Below are 17809 nucleotides of genomic sequence, written 5' to 3' on the forward strand. Positions count from 1 at the left end.
GCGGCGACGGCGGTACCGACGATGGGACGGACGGCCGCGGTCGGGGGAACGCGGCCGCCCGGGTCACTTCGCGAGGAAGGCGAGCAGCGCGGTGTTCACTTCCTCGGCGTGGGTCCAGAGCAGGCCGTGCGGCGCGCCCTCGATCTCGACGTAGTCGGCGGAGGGCAGCGCCTTGTGGAAGATCCGGGCGGTGTTCTCGATGGGCAGGGTGCGGTCGCCGGTGCCGTGCAGGATGAGGGCGGGCACGTCGATGCGGGGGATGTCGGCCCGGAAGTCGGTGTACCAGGTGGTCGGCGCGGCCGAGGCGGCGAAGGCGCCGCCGCTCGCCGCGGTGTTCCAGCTGTTGCGGACGGCCTCCTCGCTGATCCGGGTGCCGAGGTTCTCGTCCAGGTTGTAGAAGTCGTTGAAGAAGCCGGTGTAGAAGGCGTAGCGGTCGGCCTTCACGGCGGCGACGATGCCGTCGAAGAACTCCTGCGGGGCGGCGCCGTCCGGGTTGTCGTCGGTCTTCAGCAGGAACGGCTCCAGCGAGGCCAGGAAGGCGACCTTGGCGATCCGGGCGGAGCCGAACCGGGAGACGTACCGGGCGACCTCGCCGGTGCCCATCGAGAAGCCGACCAGCACGGCGTCCTGGAGGTCGAGGGTCTCCAGCACGGTGTTGAGGTCCGCGGCGAAGGTGTCGTAGTCGTAACCGGTGGTCGGCTGGGAGGACTGGCCGAAGCCGCGGCGGTCGTAGGTGATCACCCGGTAGCCGGCGTCGAGCAGTGCGGCGCTCTGCCGCTCCCAGGAGTGCCCGCTCAGCGGGAACCCGTGGATGAGGACGACCGGCTGCCCGGTGCCGTGGTCCTCGTAGTAGAGGTCGATGGAGGTGGAGTTCTCCTGGCCAACGGTGATGAACGGCATGGGGGTTTCCCTATCTCTCGGACAGCGTGTGGCTGCGATGGGGCTCACGCTAGGGTCGGCGGCCGCCGCCTTGTTGCCTCTGAGAGCACCCGGTGTCGTCCGAGAGCGCTCCGCGTGCGCCCGGCGGCTCACATGGGCTCAACTCCCGTGCGGGTGCGCGGAAGGACCGTAGGCAGTGCGCGGTCGGAACAGGCCGTGGGCTCGCGCGTTCCTAGCCTGATCCCCGAACGATCCAGCTATCCCCAGGAGCGCCATGACCAGCCAGCCACACCTTCACCAACACGCCGCCGAGATACAGGAGTTCGGCACCGTCACCCAGCTGCCGATCGCGCTCTCCCACGACGCCCGGCAGTACTCGTGCCAGCGGCTCAACCGTGTTCTCGCGGACACCCAGTTCCTGTACGCGCTGTACAAGAAGTGCCACTGGGGCATGCGCGGGCCGACCGCGTACCAGCTGCACCTGCTCTTCGACAAGCACGCCCAGGAGCAGCTGGAGCTGGTCGACGCGCTCGCCGAACGGGTGCAGACACTCGGCGGCGTCGCCGTGGGCGACCCCCGGCACGCCGCCCGGATCACGGGCGTGCCGCGCCCGCCGGACGGCATCGAGGACGTGCACTCGATGCTCTCGCGGCTCCTCGACGCGCACGAGACCATCCTCGCCGACGTCCGCGACGCCGCCACCCGGGTGGCGGGGCTCGGCGACGACGGCACCCAGGACCTCCTGGTCTCCCAGATCATCCGCACCGGTGAGACCCAGGTCTGGTTCCTCGCCGAACACCTGGTCGTCACCCCCGAGACCGGGGCGTGACCGCGGGCCGGGCCCGTTCGTCGGCGGGCCCGGTCCGCTCTGTGCCGGGCCCGTTCGTCGGCGGGCCCGGCACTTTTTCGTGCCGTTCACCGGTTTCGGTGCCGCCCGCGCGATCGCGAAGGCCGCGCGGGAACCGCTGGACGGCACTCGGCCGTGCTCGCTCCCGAGAACCGGGAAGGAGCACGGCCGAGTGCCGTCAGGTCGTCGGGCAGCCGACTACAGGGTCCGGCGCACACCTGCCTGCTGTTCCAGCCGGTTCAGCTGGCCGGCCAGTCCCGCGTGCATGGCGTCCCGCACGGGACCGCTGCGCCCGATCCACAGGACCTCCCTGCCTCGGAGCTCCTCCAGCATCAGGGCGTAGGCGGCGTACATCGCGACCGCCGCGAGGAGCATGCCGAGCGCCCCGGCGGCGTGGCCCAGCCAGGCCGCGCCCGAGAGGCCGTAGATGCCGGCGACGAAGTAGCGCGGTACGGCGATCAGCAGGAGCAGCCACAGCACCTTCTTCGGCCTGGCCACCGATGCCATCAGAGCGGCGAAGACCGTGAACGCCAGGTTCATCACACCCAGCACCTGCGCCCCGCCGTGGGCGCCCGTCGACGTGACCAGGCCGTTGGCCAGCCAGGCGCCGGCGAATCCGCCCATCAGTGTCGCCGCGATGACGTCACGGGCGCCGAACGCGAGGATGCTGACCAGCAGTTGGAGCACGAAGGCGGAGAAGACCGTGAGCGCCACGGCCTGCCGGTTCGCACTGTCGATCAGGCCGAGCTGCAGGCCGCTGGTCACGACGGAGGAGACGGCCACCGTGAAGAAGCCCAGGGGCATCGGCGAGGCGATGGGCCGCAGGGTGATCCGTGTCACGGCGTGCAGGTCCGGCTCGGCTCCGGTACCGGCCACCGGATCCGTGCTCGTGAGCGTCTCGATCCCGGCCGCCGTCGGGTCCGGCTCGCGCACGCGCTCGTCTTCCCTCGCTGCCGCCACCATCATCTCGCTCCTTGCTCTCGGTACTTCGCGTCCTTGGGACGGCCGCCAACCCGGCGGCCGTCCGCTTCCTTTGCGACGCGCCCGGTTGATGGGCCGAAATCGCTCCAGAAGACTATGAGTTGGGATGAGCCAGGACTTGTCCCGATGTGCACGGTCGCTGTTGCGCCCGTGCCCGCCGAGGAAACCGGGCCTCAGCCGCGACAGGCCTCCAGCAGGCGCAGCCAGACCTCGCTGATGGTCGGGTAGGCGGGTACCGCGTGCCAGAGTCGGCTGAGCGGCACCTCGGCGGTGACGGCGATGGTCGCCGAGTGCAGCAGCTCCGTGACCCCGGATCCGACGAAGGTGGCCCCCACCACGGTTTCCCGGTCCAGATCGATGACGGCCCTTGCCCGGCCGCGGTATCCGTCGGCGTGCAGCGAGGCGCCCGCCACGTCGCCGATGTTGTAGTCGACGGCCCGTACCCGCAGGCCCCGTGCGGTCGCGTCGGCGAGGGTGAGACCGACCGAGGCCACCTCCGGGTCGGTGAAGACCACCCGGGGCGCGCCGGCCCGGTCGGCGGTCGCGACGCTGCGCCCCCAAGAGGCGACGTCCAGCTCCCGGCCGGCCGCCCGGTCGGCGATCGCCGTGCCGAACACCCTGGCCTGGTACTTGCCCTGATGGGTCAGCAGCGAGCGGCCGTTCACGTCGCCGGCGGCGTAGAGCCAGTCGCCGTCCACGTCGACGGCCAGCCCGGTGTCATCCACCGCTATCCACCCGCCGGGTTCCAGGCCGACCGTCTCCAGGCCCAGGTCTCCCGTGGCGGCCCTTCGCCCGGTGGCGAACAGCACCTCGTCGGTACGCAGTTCACCGTGTTCCCCGAGGTCCAGGACCACCTCGCGGTCGCGCGTCAGGCCGCTCACCGACACCCCGGTCCGTACGTCGACACCGGACTCCCGAAGGGCGGCGGCGACGAGGTCGCCCGCGAAGGGTTCCATCCTCGGCAGCAGCCCGGACCCGCGGACGAGCAGGGTCACCCGGCTGCCCAGTGCGCTCCAGGCCGTGGCCAGCTCCGCGGCGACGGCGCCGCCGCCGACGACGGCCAGCCGGGCGGGGACTTCGGCAGCGCTGGTCGCCTCACGGCTCGTCCACACGTCTGTGCGCTCGATGCCCGGAAGGTCGGGCAGGGCGGCACGGGTGCCGGTGCAGACCGCGACGGCGTGACGCGCGGTCAGGACGCGGCGGGTTGTGTCGGCGCCGTCCACCACCACGCGCCGCGCGCCGTCCAGCCGGCCGTGCCCGCGGACCAGCGTGATCCCGGCGGAGTCCAGCCAGGCCACCTGGCCGTGGTCCTGCCAGTGCGAGGCGAAGCCGTCGCGTCGACGCAGCACCGCCGCGGCGTCCGGAGCGCCCACGACCGCCTCCCGGGCGCCGCGCAGCCGCTGGGCGTCTCGCAGGGCGGCCGGCGGGCGGAGCATCGCCTTGCTCGGCATGCAGGCCCAGTACGAGCACTCGCCTCCGACGAGCTCCCGCTCCACGATCGCCACACTCAGCCCGCCGGCTCTCGCGCGATCGGCGAGGTTCTCCCCGGTCGGACCGGCGCCCAGCACCACGACGTCGAACTCCTCGGATCCACTCATCTGTCAGCCGCCTCCTCGTCACCCCTGAGGAATGACAATCGTTCACAATTGAATGAGTCGCCGTCGGCGTTCCTGCATGCCGAACGGGCTCGGGCCCCTGGGCGGGAGAACTGTCCAGGGGCCCGAGCCCGTTCGGTCGCGGCTGCCTCAGGCGCGGTGCAGGGCGAGCCGGGTGGCCAGGCCGCCGCCCACACCGGCGATTACGGCCACAGGCAGCCACCACAGCGGCCAGTGCGCCAGGCCGAGGGCCCCGTCGACCGACCACTGTCCGGGGCCGGTGGCGGTCAGCGCGGCGCCGACGACGATCAGGACGAACGGGAACTCGTACCCGTCGTGCTGCACCCACAGCCCGTGGGGCCACTTGACCGTCAGGGCGACGGTCATCACCCCCATGACACCCGCGCCGGCCAGCGGAGTGAGCAGGCCGAGGGCCAGCATCAGTCCGGCCCCGATCTGGGTGCCACCGGCGGCTATCGCGGTGAGCTTGCCGCCGCGGAAGCCGTCGCCCCGGAACTCGGCGCTGCCACCCTCCAGGCCGCCGCCGCCGAGGTGGAAGCTGACCTTCTGAACGCCGTGGCCCGCGATCAGCAGACCGGCGACCAGGCGCAGCAGGAGAAGGCCCGTGTTCATTTCGGACTCCGTTTGGGTCGGTGCGGTCCGTCAGCCGGCGGCGTGCGGGTTGATCATGGACTGGGCGTAGACCAGGCCCATGCCGTAGGCGCCGCCGTGCTCCTTGACCAGCTCGGTCACCGGGACGTAGGTCTCGGTGCGGGCCCAGTCGCGCTGGAGCTCCAGCAGGACCTGGATCCAGGTGACGGGCACGGCACCGGCGGCGGTCATCCGCTGCAGGGCGTGCTCGTGGGCCAGCGGGCTGACGCCGCCGGAGGCGTCGGCGACGACGTAGACCTCGTAGCCCTGGTCCAGTGCGGAGAGGGCCGGCAGGACGAGGCAGACCTCGGTCCACAGGCCGGAGAGGATGATCTTCTTGCGGCCGGTCGCCCTGACCGCCTCGACCAGGGCCTCGTCCTCCCAAGCGTTCATCGTGGTGCGGTCGACGACCTCCTGGCCGGGGAAGACGGCCTTCAGCTGCGGCAGGATCGGGCCGGAGAAGGACTCGGCGGCGACGGTGGACAGCACGGTCGGCACGTCGAAGATCTTCGCGGCCTTCGCCAGGCCGACGGTGGCGTTGATGATCGCGGTGCGGTCGCCGCTGCCGGTGCCGAAGAACATCTGCGGCTGGTGGTCGACGAACAGCATCATCGCGTTGTCGGGGGTCAGCAGGTCCGGGCTCGGAGCGGCGTGAACGTTCGCGAGGTCGACCATTGGTCTTCTCTTTCCTTGTGAATGCAGGGAATTGACGTTGCATCAGACTTTCCCGGATTGCCGGGGTGCCTCGTTCAACGACGTTAGTGCGCGGCGGCCCGGGTGTTCTGCTCGCTGTGCGCCCGGGATTGTCCTGACAACGCACGACCGGCCGAACCGAGCCGGCCGACCGCTTCAGTGCACTACGGGGCCATCGGTCATGCGCTGCGGAAGTCCTTCGCGCGTCGCCGGCTGCCTAGGTTTCGCCGGGTGGCCCCGTCGGGCCGCGATCAGCCAGCGGAAAGGGCGGCAACCCATGCAGTTCGGGATATTCAGTGTCGGTGACGTGACGGTCGATCCGACCACGGGACGGGCGCCGAGCGAGCGCGAGCGCATCAAGGCGATGCTGGCCATCGCGCTCAAGGCCGAGGAGGTCGGTCTGGACGTCTTCGCCATGGGCGAGCACCACAACCCGCCGTTCGTCCCGTCCTCCCCGACGACCATGCTCGGCTGGATCGCCGCGCAGACCGACCGCATCATCCTGTCCACCGCGACCACGCTGATCACCACCAACGACCCGGTGAAGATCGCGGAGGACTACGCGATGCTGCAGCACGTCGCCGACGGTCGCGTCGACCTGATGCTCGGGCGCGGGAACACCGGCCCGGTCTACCCGTGGTTCGGCCAGGACATCCGCCAGGGCATCCCGCTCGCGGTGGAGAACTACGCGCTGCTGCACCGGCTCTGGCGCGAGGACGTGGTCGACTGGGAAGGCCGCTTCCGCACCCCGCTGCAGGCCTTCACCGCCACGCCCAGGCCGCTGGACGGAGTGCCGCCGTTCGTCTGGCACGGCTCGATCCGCAGCCCCGAGATCGCCGAACAGGCCGCGTACTACGGCGACGGCTTCTTCCACAACAACATCTTCTGGCCCCAGGAGCACACCCGGCGGATGGTCGAGCTCTACCGCGAGCGCTACGCCCACCACGGCCACGGCACGCCCGAGCAGGCGATCGTCGGCCTCGGCGGGCAGGTGTTCATGCGGAAGAACTCCCAGGACGCGGTGCGCGAGTTCCGCCCGTACTTCGACAACGCGCCGGTGTACGGGCACGGGCCCTCGCTGGAGGAGTTCACCGAGCAGACCCCGCTGACCGTCGGCAGCCCGCAGGAGGTGATCGAGCGCACCCTCGGCTTCCGCGAGGCCGTCGGTGACTACCAGCGCCAGCTGTTCCTGATGGACCACGCCGGCCTGCCGCTCAAGACGGTGCTGGAGCAGCTCGACATCCTCGGCGAGGAGGTCGTGCCCGTGCTGCGCGAGGAGTTCGCCAAGGGCCGGCCCGCGACCGTTCCCGACGCCCCCACCCATGCCACGTTCCGGGACAACGTCCCCGCCGCCTCCTGACCAGGACGGAGTCCCCCATGGAAACGACCTCGCCGATCACGCTCGCCGTGATCTCGGGCGGGCTCAGCCAGCCCTCGTCCACCCGCCTGCTCGCGGACCGCCTCACCGAGGCCACCACTGGCCACCTGGCCCGTGCCGGACGTGAAGTCCGGGTGCGCCTGCACGAGTTGCGCCCACTGGCCACCCCCATCTCGCACCACCTGCTCTCCGGCTTTCCCCCGCAGGCACTGGGCGGCGCGCTGGAGGAGGTGAGCACGGCGGACGCGCTGATCGCCGTGTCCCCGATCTTCTCGGCCTCCTACAGCGGCCTGTTCAAGTCGTTCTTCGACCTGCTCGAACCCGGCGCCCTGGCGGGCAAGCCGGTGCTGATCGGCGCGACGGGCGGCACCGCGCGCCACTCCCTGGCCCTGGAACACGCGATGCGTCCGCTCTTCACCCACCAGCGCGCGCTCGTCGCACCGACCGCGGTCTTCGCGGCCTCCGAGGACTGGGGCGGGACGGGTGACACGCACACCGACAGCCTGCCGGCGCGGATCGAACGGGCCGGGGGAGAGCTCGCGGCGCTGATCCTCGCGACCCTGGCGAATCCGCGGCCGGGCGGCCGCCCGGCAGTGACTCCCTCCGCGCTCGGCTTCCACTGACCCCGCGCACACCCTCAACCCCCAGCACCGAACGAAGGGACCTCCCTTGTCCACCATGCCCGTCGCCGGAATCCGGCCCGGCACCCCCGACCAGCCCGCCGACCTCGTCGTGCGCAACGCCAAGGTGCACACCAACGACCCGCGCCGCCCCCAGGCCACCGCTGTGGCCATCCGGGACGGACTGATCCAGGCGATCGGCGACGACGCGGACGTCGTCCCGCTGGTCGGCCCCGACACCCGGGTGGTCGACGCGCTCGGCCGCCGGGCCGTTCCCGGACTCAACGACGCGCACCTGCACGTCATCCGCGGCGGCCTCAACTACGTGCTGGAACTGCGCTGGGACGGCGTCCCGACGCTGCGCGAGGCCCTGACGATGCTCCGGCTCCAGGCCGAGCGCACCCCGCCCGGCCAGTGGGTGCGGGTGGTCGGCGGCTGGTCCGCCGACCAGTTCGCCGAGCGGCGCCTGCCCACCCTGGAGGAGCTCAACGCCGCGGCGCCCGACACCCCCGTCTTCGTGCTGCACCTGTACCAGTCGGCGCTGCTCAACCGGGCCGCGCTGCGCGCCGCCGGCTTCACCCGGGACACCCCCGACCCGGCGGGCGGCCAGATCGCCCGCGGACACGACGGCGAGCCCACCGGCCTGCTGATCGCCGCCCCCGGCGCGCTACTGCTCTACTCCACCCTGGCCAAGGCACCGACTCTGGACGAGGCCGACCGCATCGGCTCCACCCGGCACTTCCTGCGCGAGCTGAACCGCTTCGGCCTGACCTCCGCGATCGACGCCGCCGGCGGCTTCCAGAGCTTCCCCGAGAACTACGGCACCGTCATGGAACTCGCCCGCCAGGGCGAGCTGACCCTGCGCATCGCCTACCACCTCTTCCCGCAGACCGCGGGGCAGGAGCTGGACGACCTCACCCGCTGGGTCAACACCGTGCGCCCCGGCGAGGGCGACGAGTGGCTGCGCCTCAACGGCGCGGGGGAGAACCTCACCTGGGCCGCCGCCGACTTCGAGAACTTCACCGAACCCAGGCCGCAACTGGGCGGTTACGAGGGAGAGTTCGAGAAGGCCGTCCGCCTGCTGACGGAGAACGGCTGGGGCTTCCGGCTGCACGCCACCTACGACGAGACCATCCGCCGCGACCTCGCCGTCTTCGAGAAGCTCGCCGCCGAGGGCCTCTTCCCGCAGGGCAACCGCTGGCTCTTCGACCACGCCGAGACCGTCAGCCCGGACAGCCTCGACCGCATCGCGGCCCTCGGCGGCGCCGTCTCCGTGCAGAACCGCCTCTCCTTCCAGGGCGAGGCCTTCGTCTCGCGCTACGGCGCTCCGGCCGCCGCCGAGGCGCCCCCGCTGCGCGCGATGCTGGACCGCGGCCTGACCGTCGCGGCGGGCACCGACGCCACCCGGGTGTCCTCCTACAACCCCTGGGTCGCCCTGCACTGGCTGGTCTCCGGCCGGGCGGTCAGCGGCCGGCGCCTCGCGGCCGAGCACAACCGGCTCAGCCGCGAGCAGGCCCTGGAGCTCTACACACTGGGCGGTGCCCGCCTCACCGGCGAGGAGGAGGTCAAGGGCCGTCTGACGGTCGGCAGTTACGCGGACCTCGCGCTGCTCAGTGCCGACTACTTCAGTGTGCCCGAGGCCGACATCGCGCACATCGAGTCCGTCCTCACCGTCGTCGGCGGACGCATCGTCCACGCCGCAGCGGAGCACCAGGGGCTGGCCCCCGAACTGCCCGAGGTGTCGCCGTCCTGGAGCCCGGTCACCCGGTTCGGCGGCTACCACGCCACCCCTGCCCCCAGCTTGACCGGCGTCCGCCAGGCAGAGGGCGTGCTGGAGGCCGTGGCCGCCTCCGGCGAGCAGCACGCCTGGCGCGCGGCGCGCGGCCTCGCCCTGCCCGGGCAGTCGCAGGTGCCGCTGGACCCCTGCTTCTTCTGACCGGAAGCCGATTCCGTCCCGGGGCACCGCCGGATTACGGCGGTGCCCCCACCCACCTTCCCCCTGTCGCCCGAGGAACCGTCGTGACCACGCCCGCAGCCGACTCCCGAACCGCACCCCCGCCGCCGGTGCCCGGACCGAAGATCCACGACCGCCACCCGCTCGCGCTGGCCCTGTTCGGCCTCACCCTGGTCAGCGGTCTGATCGACGCCGTCAGCTACCTCGGCCTCGGCCACGTCTTCACCGCCAACATGACCGGCAACGTCGTCGTCATCGCCTTCGCGCTCGCCGGAGCACCCGGATTCTCCGTCACCGGCTCATCGACCTCCCTCGCGGCCTTCCTCCTCGGCGCGCTCCTGGCCGGCAGACTCGCCACCCGACACGTCGGAACCCGGCGCCCCGCACAGCTGCGCACGGTCTTCATCCTGGAGGTCGCGCTGTACGGCGCGGCAGCCGCCGTCGTCTTCGTCTGGAGCGCGGACGGGCCCGCACAGTACGCCGTGATCGCCCTGCTCGCCCTGGCGATGGGCATCCGCAACGGCACCGTACGCGGCCTCGGCGTGCCGGACCTCACCACCACCGTGCTCACCCTCACCCTGACCGGCCTGGCCGCCGACTCCCGCCTCGCCGGCGGCACCGCCCCCCGCCAGCGCAGGAAGGTCCTCTCCGTCGCCACCATGCTCGCCGGCGCCGCCCCGGGCGCCGTCCTCGTGCTGCACGGACAGACCGCCTGGGCCCTGGTCGCCAGCGCGGTCCTGGCCGGCGGCACCCTCCTGCTCTACCGCGAGTGACAGGCGCTCCGGCACCACCGTCGCGGCCTCGGTGCGCATGCGTGACGGCTGGCACGCACAGGTCGGTCGGCTGCCGCTCGGGCTCTGCGCCCGGGCGGTCAGCGCTCGTTGTTCCTGAGCCGTGGTCACCGATGACACCCCGGTGCTCCCCAGGGCGGCGGCGATCGAGGAGAGCGCGAGCAACATCGGCACGCCGGCCATGACCACCGATCCGAAGACGATCAGGAGGGTGATGAGCGTGACCGGCAGTGTGATGCGCTCGGAGAGCGTGAGGTCCTTCCCGCGCTGGTCGTTGACGCCCTTGCTGATGGAGGGGGAGCCGGCCTCCTCCACAACCGGGTCCGGGTGCCCGGCGCGCACCTTCGCCGTCTGTTCGAGGAGCGGGACGACGTTCTTCTTGCCGTCCAGCTCGGGGCCCCTCAGGACCACCGGGACCCTGAGGACCGTGCCGTCCTTGGATCGGACCGGAGCCGCCACGCTGTCCACCTGGGGCAGCCGCTGAATCCGCTCGGTGAGCTCCCGGACTGCGGAACCGGCTGCGGCCGTGTTCAGGGGGCCGGACTTGGGGTAGATCGTGATCTGTTCGGTGGGCCTGGTTTGCAGTCCTCCTTCGGCCGCCATCGCCTCGGCTCGCCCCGCCTCACCGACCCGGTAATCCTCGGCAGTGGCTGCATGGGAGCCGACCGAGATGCCGACGCCGAGACAGAGAATGACGAACGCGAACCAGCCGGCGATCGCGCGCCACGCATGCCGGGCGCTCCATCGGGCTGTCCGCACAGGGAGTTGACTCATGGCTGAGATCCTGGTCGGCCGGAGGCGGTGCCCGACACGCCCGGCCGGTTGAACCTGGGGTCCACCGGTCGGTGGACAGCGGGGGTGGGGCGGCATCTCCCTCGATCGCGTCACCAACCGGGCGTGGGTGTCAACGGGCCATCTGTGTCGGGCTCTTGGTCGTGGTGAGTCTCCTGGGACTTCGAGGTGAGCGAGTTCCCGGTGTTCTCGGGTGGGGGAGCCGGACGGGGATGGGCACTGGTTGGTCGGCGGGGTCGTTGGTGTTGCTGTGGGCCGGTGCGAACCGGCGTTGCCGATCACGTCGGGCCGACGGCCCGGGCTTCGTTCCATTCCGGAGATACCGAAATAATTGACGGCGAGGATATTCCATTGCCGATTCCTCGTCGAATTCTTCCCTTTCGGAGGTTTCGGCGGCGCAGCAGGAACCTCTTTTGCGCTACCCGTTGACTGAGGCCTGTCACCGCTGCTTTTCTTCCGTTCACGCCCCCTGCCAGAGCCCTCGGGTCGGTGGCCGGCGCTGGTTCCGCTGCTCCACCATCGCGTTGCTGCTCAGCCGCTGACGTGGCGTCGGACGATGCCTGTCAGCCCCCATGGCACAGCCGGCAAGCACGGGCCGCCCCACCGTTTTCGCGCCTCCCGCCCGTGTGATTGCCGTACCCCGTTATGCCCCGAGCCGTCATCAGGGCCGACCGGCACCGGAGACGGCAGGAGAGAGGACCCCCCACACATGGGCATTCCCCGCATCCGTGCGACCAGACGACTGGCCCTGGCCGCCGTCGCCTCGCTGTCCCTCGTCACCGCCGCGCTGGCCACCACCGGCGCCGCCCAGGCGGCGGAGGAGCCGGCCTCGCCGCAGAGCGGCTCCGTGACCAACCCGTACAGCCCCGCCTACCAGCACCCCTACCGGCATGGCGCCATGCCCACCATCGCCCAGAACGACAAGATGAAGCAGTGGGCCTCCACCCACCAGGAGTCCACCGCCGGCGCGGCCACCGGACCGCAGACCCTCTCCTACGGCGGAGGGATCGACGGGATCGGTGTCCAGAGCGGCCACTCCAAGGTCTACCTGGTGTTCTACGGCTCCCAGTGGGGGAGCCAGAGCACGGACGCCAACGGGAACGCGAAGTTCTCGGGCGACTCGGCCGGGGCGGCCGGCGCCGCGCAGCAGATGTTCAAGGGCATCGGCACCGGCAACGAACTCTGGTCCGCGGACCTGACGCAGTGGTGCGACGGGCCGAACGTGGCGAGCGGCGCCACCAGTTGCCCCTCGAACGCGAACTTCGTCCCGTACCAGAGTGGCGGGGTGCTCGCCGGCGTGTGGTACGACAACGCGGCGGCGTCACCGAGTGCCGCCACCGGCCACCAGCTCGGCCAGGAAGCCGTCACCGCGGCGGCCCACTTCGGCAACACCACGGCGGCGTCCAACCGGGACGCCTACTACGTGATCCTGTCGCCGCACGGCACCAACCCCGACAACTACCAGAACCAGTACTGCGCGTGGCACGACTACAACGGTGACTCCACGCTGACCGGCGGTGCGGTGACCTCCCCGTACGGCGACGTCGCGTTCAGCAACCAGCCCTACAACATGGACTCGGGCGCCGGCTGCGGCGTCGGCTTCGTCAACTCGCCCGGAACGCTGGACGGTTGGACGATGACGCTCGGCCACGAGTGGCACGAGATGATGTCGGACCAGAACCCGGCCGGCGGCTGGACCAACCACGTGTCCGGCAGCTCGTACAACGGCCAGGAGAACTCCGACGAGTGCGCCTGGCTGTCCCCGGGCACCGCGGGCGGCGCGGCCAACATCACCTTCGGCAACTTCGGCACCTGGGCCGAGCAGGCCAGCTGGTCCAACGACACCAACTCCTGCGCCATCTCCCACCCGATCGTGGGCGGCGGCTCGACGGGCAACACGGTGAGCGTCACCAACCCCGGCAACCAGACCACCGCGCAGGGCTCCTCGGTCAGCCTGCAGATCCAGGCCAGTGACACGGCCTCCGGCCAGAGCTTCACCTACGCGGCCACCGGCCTGCCGGCCGGCCTGTCCATCAACTCCGCGACCGGCCTGATCACCGGCACCGCCACCACCGCCGGCTCCTCCAACGTGACGGTCACCGCGACCGACACCACCGGCGCCGCCGGCTCCACCAGCTTCGGCTGGACGGTCACCGGCACCGGCGGTTCCTGCACCCCGGCGCAGCTGCTCGGCAACCCCGGCTTCGAAACCGGCTCCGCCGCGCCGTGGACCGCGACCAGCGGTGTGATCGACAACTCGGCGTCCGAGCCGGCCCACAGCGGCTCCTGGAAGGCGTGGCTGGACGGCTACGGCACCGCGCACACCGACAGCATCTCGCAGGCCGTCACCATCCCCGCGGGCTGCAAGGCCACCCTGAGCTACTGGCTGCACATCGACACGGCCGAGACCACCACCACGGCCCAGTACGACAAGCTCACCGTGACCGTCAACGGCACCGCGGTGGCCACCTACTCCAACCTCGACAAGAACACCGGCTACGCCCAGAAGACGGTCGACCTGTCGGCCTACGCCGGGCAGAGCGTCACGCTGAAGTTCACCGGCGTGGAGGACTCCTCGCTCCAGACCAGCTTCGTGATCGACGACACCGCGATCCAGACCAGCTGACCCCTGGTCCGTTCGAACGTTCGGCCCGGCGGCTCCTGCCGCCGGGCCCCACCCTTTGGGCGGTCGGTCGACCATGACGGCACCCGGGTGGCGATGAGGCGGAGGGGGGTCCGATCGTGGCCCGAGCGCGGCCCCACCGCCCCCGGGCACGTACTCCGTTCGGAGCCGGAGTCGAACATGCCAGGTGCCGATCCGCGACCGACCGCGGTGGCACCGGCGCCTTCCGCGGACAGGCCCGCAACGCTACGGACCGACGACGTCGGCCCAGTTGGGTGAACTCGTCGATCCGAGGGCTCGGAGGCGGTCGAGGACGCCCGGGTCCTGGACATCGAGCCAGTCGGCGAGTTGGCGGAAGGACACGCAGCGGACGCCGTCGCGGTGGCACAGGTCCTTCATGGCCGTCTCGGCCGCTTGGAGGTCGGGGCCGGTGCCGTGCCCGGGGGCGAGATCGGTGTCGATGACGAGCGGCGCGCGGCTGCCGTGGTAGTCGCGGTCGAAGGCGTTCAGGTACGTCTGCGGGGGCTGGTTCGCGGAGAGCACCTCGCCTGCCCCGGAGGGGATCCGTTGGAGCGGGAACTCCCAGATGCCGTCGATCCGGGCCGGCCAGCGCTGCGTGTCTCCCGGCGAGCTGGCGTCGTAGCGCCAGCCGGCGTCCTTCTCGGCGGGGAGCAGGTTCGGCTGGCCCTCCCGGCACGGGGCGCGGCCGCCGGCCAGTTCGGTCTGGTAGTCGAAGGGCAGCGGGGGCAGGTCGGTGAAGCCCGTCCCGGTCTTCCAGAAGTTGACCATCGAGTAGCCCTGGCCGATTTCGCTCTGCCAGTCGGCGGTTGACCAGTCCCGGCCGCCTTCGGGGCCGCAGAACTGGCCGATGAAGCCGTCGGCGATCTCGTCGCCGTCCAGCCAGGCGCGGCCGAGCTGCTGCAGGGTCGCACGGACCTGGGCGTCGGTGGGGAAGGGGACGGCGGCGGTGCCGACCTCGTGCTGTGGCGGCTGGTACTGCCACCGCACCGAAGCCGGCAGCACATCGACGCCGCGCAGGAAGAACGTCACGTCGGCGCCGCTCGACCTGGCCGACGTACGGGCGCCGGAGAACAGATGGTTGCCGTCCTCGGTGGGGGCGTCGAAGGAGAAGACCACGAACTGCGGTGGCTGCTCACCGGGCTTGAGCCGGACGGGAGCCGGCTGGCCCGGCTGCGGGCCGGTGTCGGAGGTCGACCCGTCGCCGAGCACGGTGACGGTCGGGTCCGTCGCGTCGGCGCCGGGCGTGGACGTGGCGGCGGGCGCGCCCGGGCCGCTTCGATGGTCGGGGACGGCGGGCATGAAGGCGAGCGCGGCGACGACACCGAGCGCGAGTACGGTGGCCGTGCCGCGGCGGGGGCCCGTGGGTCTGCCGGTCGGAGCCGACGGGCGCTCACTCATAGGGGTTCTCCGGTTCGGCGATCCGGCGGACCAGGGCCGCGGTCAGGGTGGGAACCGCGCCGTCCTGGCCGCTCGCCCCGTCCGGCTGCCACTCGCCGGTCACCTCGACCCAGGCGCCCTCGGGCGGTGCGTCGGCGCCGTGGATCACGACCTTGCTGCTCGACGCGTCGGCGGCGCAGCAGGAGATCGTCAGCCGGGCGAGGTCCCAACTCCCGTCGCCAGGGCCGGGCGTGGCGAAGCCGGTGAGCCGGATCCGGTGGCCCTTGAGCGAACCGTTGCTGTCCCAGAGCGCGCGTGAGTCGAAGTCGGCGAGCCGCATGCCGACCGGGTCGGTCGCGGGCAGCGGCGCGAAGCCGCCCGCCGCCTCGGCGGGTTTGACGGCGGTGTTGTCCGAGTGCTGCGCGGTGAAGGCGCCGAGTGCCCGGGGCTGGAGCAGGTAGATCGCCAGTACGGGCAGGAGCAGCAGCCACGCGGTGCGGGGAGCGCCGTGCTCGTGCCCGCGCTCGTGCCCGCGCTCGTGTCCGTGTCCGTCGTCCGTGTCCCCGCGGTGGCCGGGCCGGAACAACTCCCGGGCGGCGACCACCGCGCCGATCAGCCCGACCACGACGAGCAGTACGCCGCTCGCGATCAGGTACGGCCGCAGGCCCTTGCGCACGTACCGCAGGTACAGCTCGGTGAAGAGCGAGATGTGCAGCACCGCCGCGCCGACCAGGATGTGCAGCAGCGCCCGGACCTCGCGCCTCACAGGAGCCACCGGCCGGTCAGGGTCGCCGCTGTGACGGCGACGACGAAGGTGGCGGCGCAGAAGCGCCAGGCGAAGGCCCGTCCGAAGGTGCCGGCCTGGAGGGCGATCAGTTTGGCGTCCACCATCGGGCCGACGACCATGAACGCGAGCTTGGCGGTGGTGGAGAAGGAGGTGAGCCCGGCCGCGACGAAGGCGTCCGCCTCCGAGCAGACCGCGAGCAGGACGGCGAGTGCGGCGAGCACGAGGACGGAGACGCCCGGCAGCCCGGCCAGGTCCTTGAGCAGGCCGCGCGGCACGGCGACGTTGAGGGTGGCCGCCGTCATCCCGCCGATCACCAGGAAGCCGCCGGCGTGCAGGAAGTCGTGCTCCAATGAGGCCCGGAAGGCCGGCCACCCGGTCGGCCCGCTCGACGGCACCTTGGGCCTGAGCCACTCCGGGCGGCCGAACCGCGACCAGAGCAGCCCCATCACCACCGCGGTGGCAAGGGAGGCGATGAACCGCGCGGCCACCAGTTCGGGCTGCCCCCGGAAGGCGACGGCGGTGGCCACCAGCACCACCGGGTTGACGGCCGGTGAGGAGAGCAGGAACGCCAGCGCGGCCGCCGGAGCCACCCCGCGCGCGATCAGCCGCCCGGCCACCGGCACCGAGGCGCACTCGCATCCCGGCAGCACGACTCCGGCCGCACCGGCGATCGGTACGGCGAGCAGCGGGTTCCTCGGCAGCGCCCGCTCCAGCAGGCGGGCCGGGACGAACGCGGCGATCGCCGCCGACAGCACCACGCCGAGCAGCAGGAACGGCAGCGCCTGCACGCAGACGGCGACGAAGACCGCGCCCCAGGCCTCCAGCCACGCCGGTCCCGTCCAGTCGCCGAGGACGTGACGTCCGACCAGCACGGCGAGCATGCCGCCGACCAGGACTCCGAGCGAGCCGATCGGGTGGCGGGCGGGGCCCGTCGGTTCCGCTTCCGGCTCCCGTTCCGGCTCCGTGATCGGGTGCGGCAGGGCTTCGACGGTGATCTCGTCAGCCATGGGTAGCCGGACGCTCCTTCGCTCGGGGTGCTTCGGTATTCAGGGGGTGAGGCCGCCTTTCGCGCTGTGGCCGGGGGTGAGTCTAGGGGGTGCCGGGAGCCGCGCCGCGACGGCCCGGGGCAGCTCCCCGGACCTGGGCCGGCCGGCACCTCCCTACGGTCGCGGGGATTGATGACCGCGATTACCGGGACTGCACGTCCACCACGGCGGCCACTTCTACCTGGCCGGCCCGCTCGGCCGCGGCGAAGACGGCCCTGGCGGCGGCGGAGGGCTGAGCCGCGGCGGAACAGCGGCGGAACAGCGGCGGAACGGCGGCCCGCTTCGCGCGGCGCCAGGCCCTAGGCCTGGAAGGGCCCCTCGTCGACGAACAACCGCAACAGTCGGGCGAAGGCCCTGGCGTCCGCTGCCGGCCAGGAGGCGAGGGAGCCCTCGATGCGGGCCGCCAGGCGCTCCCAGGTGGCCCGTACCACGTCCTGTCCGGCCTCGGTGAGGACGAGCAGGGTCGCCCGCCGGTCGCCGGGGTCGGCCTCACGCCGCAGCAGGCCGGCCCCCTCCAGCCGGTCGGCGCGGCGGGTCACGGTGGTGCGGTCCAGCCCGATCTCGCGGCCGAGGTCGGCGGCGCTGCACGGGCCGGTGCGCGCCAGGCCGCTGAGCACCGGATAGGTGAGCTCGTCGACGGCCTCGCCCAGGCCGTCGGTCAGCTGGGCGTGCAGGCCGGCGCGGGTGCTGCGCCGCAGCAGCAGTCCCAGGGCCTCGGCGATCTCGTGTCCGGTCGGATTCGTCACCCCTTCAGATTAGCGTGCGCCGAGCACG

The 17809-nt window shown here is 72.0% G+C and carries 15 protein-coding genes and 1 pseudogene; 6 read left to right on the forward strand and 10 right to left on the reverse strand.

The window, feature by feature from the left end; all coding sequences use genetic code 11:
• Nucleotides 1–63: 63 nt before the first annotated feature.
• Nucleotides 64–900: an alpha/beta fold hydrolase gene (locus ACIRYZ_RS23975; protein WP_402947334.1), complete on the reverse strand. Its 837-nt coding sequence runs from the start codon at nucleotides 898–900 to the stop codon at nucleotides 64–66.
• 253 nt (nucleotides 901–1153) lie between these two features.
• Here ACIRYZ_RS23975 and ACIRYZ_RS23980 point away from each other — a divergent pair, with 253 nt between their 5' ends.
• On the forward strand, nucleotides 1154–1708 hold the full coding sequence (locus ACIRYZ_RS23980; protein ID WP_030279023.1) for a Dps family protein: 555 nt from the start codon (nucleotides 1154–1156) through the stop codon (nucleotides 1706–1708).
• A 216-nt stretch (nucleotides 1709–1924) separates the two neighbouring features.
• Here ACIRYZ_RS23980 and ACIRYZ_RS23985 read toward each other — a convergent pair whose 3' ends face one another.
• The 4 genes from ACIRYZ_RS23985 to ACIRYZ_RS24000 form a co-directional block, all read right to left on the reverse strand.
• The gene (locus ACIRYZ_RS23985) at nucleotides 1925–2692 is read right to left on the reverse strand and encodes a GPR1/FUN34/YaaH family transporter (RefSeq protein WP_402947337.1); all 768 of its coding nucleotides are present in this window, start codon (nucleotides 2690–2692) and stop codon (nucleotides 1925–1927) included.
• A gap of 188 nt (nucleotides 2693–2880) precedes the next feature.
• Nucleotides 2881–4305, reverse strand: coding sequence for a dihydrolipoyl dehydrogenase family protein (locus ACIRYZ_RS23990; RefSeq protein ID WP_402947340.1), 1425 nt, complete (start codon nucleotides 4303–4305; stop codon nucleotides 2881–2883).
• 147 nt (nucleotides 4306–4452) lie between these two features.
• On the reverse strand, nucleotides 4453–4935 hold the full coding sequence (locus ACIRYZ_RS23995; RefSeq protein ID WP_396251873.1) for a DoxX family protein: 483 nt from the start codon (nucleotides 4933–4935) through the stop codon (nucleotides 4453–4455).
• 30 nt (nucleotides 4936–4965) lie between these two features.
• Complete coding sequence (locus ACIRYZ_RS24000; RefSeq protein WP_402947343.1) at nucleotides 4966–5628, reverse strand: hydrolase; 663 nt, start codon at nucleotides 5626–5628, stop codon at nucleotides 4966–4968.
• A gap of 295 nt (nucleotides 5629–5923) precedes the next feature.
• Between ACIRYZ_RS24000 and ACIRYZ_RS24005 the strand changes: the two genes are divergently transcribed.
• The 4 genes from ACIRYZ_RS24005 (at nucleotide 5924) to ACIRYZ_RS24020 (ending at nucleotide 10371) form a co-directional block, all read left to right on the forward strand.
• On the forward strand, nucleotides 5924–7006 hold the full coding sequence (locus ACIRYZ_RS24005; protein WP_402947345.1) for an LLM class flavin-dependent oxidoreductase: 1083 nt from the start codon (nucleotides 5924–5926) through the stop codon (nucleotides 7004–7006).
• Nucleotides 7007–7023: 17 nt separating this feature from the next.
• Nucleotides 7024–7647: an FMN reductase gene (locus ACIRYZ_RS24010; RefSeq protein ID WP_402947347.1), complete on the forward strand. Its 624-nt coding sequence runs from the start codon at nucleotides 7024–7026 to the stop codon at nucleotides 7645–7647.
• A 55-nt stretch (nucleotides 7648–7702) separates the two neighbouring features.
• Nucleotides 7703–9580, forward strand: coding sequence for an amidohydrolase (locus ACIRYZ_RS24015; protein WP_402947437.1), 1878 nt, complete (start codon nucleotides 7703–7705; stop codon nucleotides 9578–9580).
• 83 nt (nucleotides 9581–9663) lie between these two features.
• Nucleotides 9664–10371: a YoaK family protein gene (locus ACIRYZ_RS24020; RefSeq protein ID WP_402947350.1), complete on the forward strand. Its 708-nt coding sequence runs from the start codon at nucleotides 9664–9666 to the stop codon at nucleotides 10369–10371.
• A gap of 129 nt (nucleotides 10372–10500) precedes the next feature.
• On the opposite strand, the pseudogene ACIRYZ_RS24025 reads toward ACIRYZ_RS24020, so the two are convergent.
• A pseudogene (locus tag ACIRYZ_RS24025) lies at nucleotides 10501–11163 on the reverse strand (MMPL family transporter); the annotation flags it as partial.
• Nucleotides 11164–11890: 727 nt separating this feature from the next.
• Here ACIRYZ_RS24025 and ACIRYZ_RS24030 point away from each other — a divergent pair.
• Nucleotides 11891–13807: a putative Ig domain-containing protein gene (locus tag ACIRYZ_RS24030; RefSeq protein WP_402947352.1), complete on the forward strand. Its 1917-nt coding sequence runs from the start codon at nucleotides 11891–11893 to the stop codon at nucleotides 13805–13807.
• Nucleotides 13808–14050: 243 nt separating this feature from the next.
• On the opposite strand, the gene ACIRYZ_RS24035 is transcribed toward ACIRYZ_RS24030, so the two are convergent.
• The 4 genes from ACIRYZ_RS24035 to ACIRYZ_RS24050 form a co-directional block, all read right to left on the reverse strand.
• On the reverse strand, nucleotides 14051–15223 hold the full coding sequence (locus tag ACIRYZ_RS24035; protein ID WP_402947355.1) for a hypothetical protein: 1173 nt from the start codon (nucleotides 15221–15223) through the stop codon (nucleotides 14051–14053).
• Nucleotides 15216–15977: a TIGR03943 family putative permease subunit gene (locus ACIRYZ_RS24040; RefSeq protein WP_402947358.1), complete on the reverse strand. Its 762-nt coding sequence runs from the start codon at nucleotides 15975–15977 to the stop codon at nucleotides 15216–15218. Before ACIRYZ_RS24040 ends, ACIRYZ_RS24035 begins: the two co-directional genes overlap by 8 nt.
• Nucleotides 15965–16996, reverse strand: coding sequence for a permease (locus ACIRYZ_RS24045; protein WP_402947360.1), 1032 nt, complete (start codon nucleotides 16994–16996; stop codon nucleotides 15965–15967). Before ACIRYZ_RS24045 ends, ACIRYZ_RS24040 begins: the two co-directional genes overlap by 13 nt.
• A 338-nt stretch (nucleotides 16997–17334) precedes the next feature.
• Complete coding sequence (locus ACIRYZ_RS24050) at nucleotides 17335–17781, reverse strand: MarR family winged helix-turn-helix transcriptional regulator (RefSeq protein WP_393034325.1); 447 nt, start codon at nucleotides 17779–17781, stop codon at nucleotides 17335–17337.
• Nucleotides 17782–17809 lie beyond the last annotated feature (28 nt).

Origin of the sequence: Kitasatospora sp. NPDC101155 (genome assembly GCF_044768305.1) — a bacterium.
GTDB lineage: Bacteria > Actinomycetota > Actinomycetes > Streptomycetales > Streptomycetaceae > Kitasatospora.

What these genes read in the sequence shown, in the direction of transcription:
- ACIRYZ_RS23980 (WP_030279023.1), top strand. Translation starts at nt 1,154, where the DNA reads ATGACCAGCCAGCCACACCTTCACCAACACGCCGCCGAGATACAGGAG.
- ACIRYZ_RS24005 (WP_402947345.1), top strand. Translation starts at nt 5,924, where the DNA reads ATGCAGTTCGGGATATTCAGTGTCGGTGACGTGACGGTCGATCCGACC.
- ACIRYZ_RS23975 (WP_402947334.1), bottom strand. Translation starts at nt 900, where the DNA reads ATGCCGTTCATCACCGTTGGCCAGGAGAACTCCACCTCCATCGACCTC.
- ACIRYZ_RS23985 (WP_402947337.1), bottom strand. Translation starts at nt 2,692, where the DNA reads ATGATGGTGGCGGCAGCGAGGGAAGACGAGCGCGTGCGCGAGCCGGAC.
- ACIRYZ_RS24030 (WP_402947352.1), top strand. Translation starts at nt 11,891, where the DNA reads ATGGGCATTCCCCGCATCCGTGCGACCAGACGACTGGCCCTGGCCGCC.
- ACIRYZ_RS23990 (WP_402947340.1), bottom strand. Translation starts at nt 4,305, where the DNA reads ATGAGTGGATCCGAGGAGTTCGACGTCGTGGTGCTGGGCGCCGGTCCG.
- ACIRYZ_RS24035 (WP_402947355.1), bottom strand. Translation starts at nt 15,223, where the DNA reads ATGAGTGAGCGCCCGTCGGCTCCGACCGGCAGACCCACGGGCCCCCGC.
- ACIRYZ_RS24015 (WP_402947437.1), top strand. Translation starts at nt 7,703, where the DNA reads ATGCCCGTCGCCGGAATCCGGCCCGGCACCCCCGACCAGCCCGCCGAC.
- ACIRYZ_RS24045 (WP_402947360.1), bottom strand. Translation starts at nt 16,996, where the DNA reads ATGGCTGACGAGATCACCGTCGAAGCCCTGCCGCACCCGATCACGGAG.
- ACIRYZ_RS24000 (WP_402947343.1), bottom strand. Translation starts at nt 5,628, where the DNA reads ATGGTCGACCTCGCGAACGTTCACGCCGCTCCGAGCCCGGACCTGCTG.
- ACIRYZ_RS24010 (WP_402947347.1), top strand. Translation starts at nt 7,024, where the DNA reads ATGGAAACGACCTCGCCGATCACGCTCGCCGTGATCTCGGGCGGGCTC.
- ACIRYZ_RS23995 (WP_396251873.1), bottom strand. Translation starts at nt 4,935, where the DNA reads ATGAACACGGGCCTTCTCCTGCTGCGCCTGGTCGCCGGTCTGCTGATC.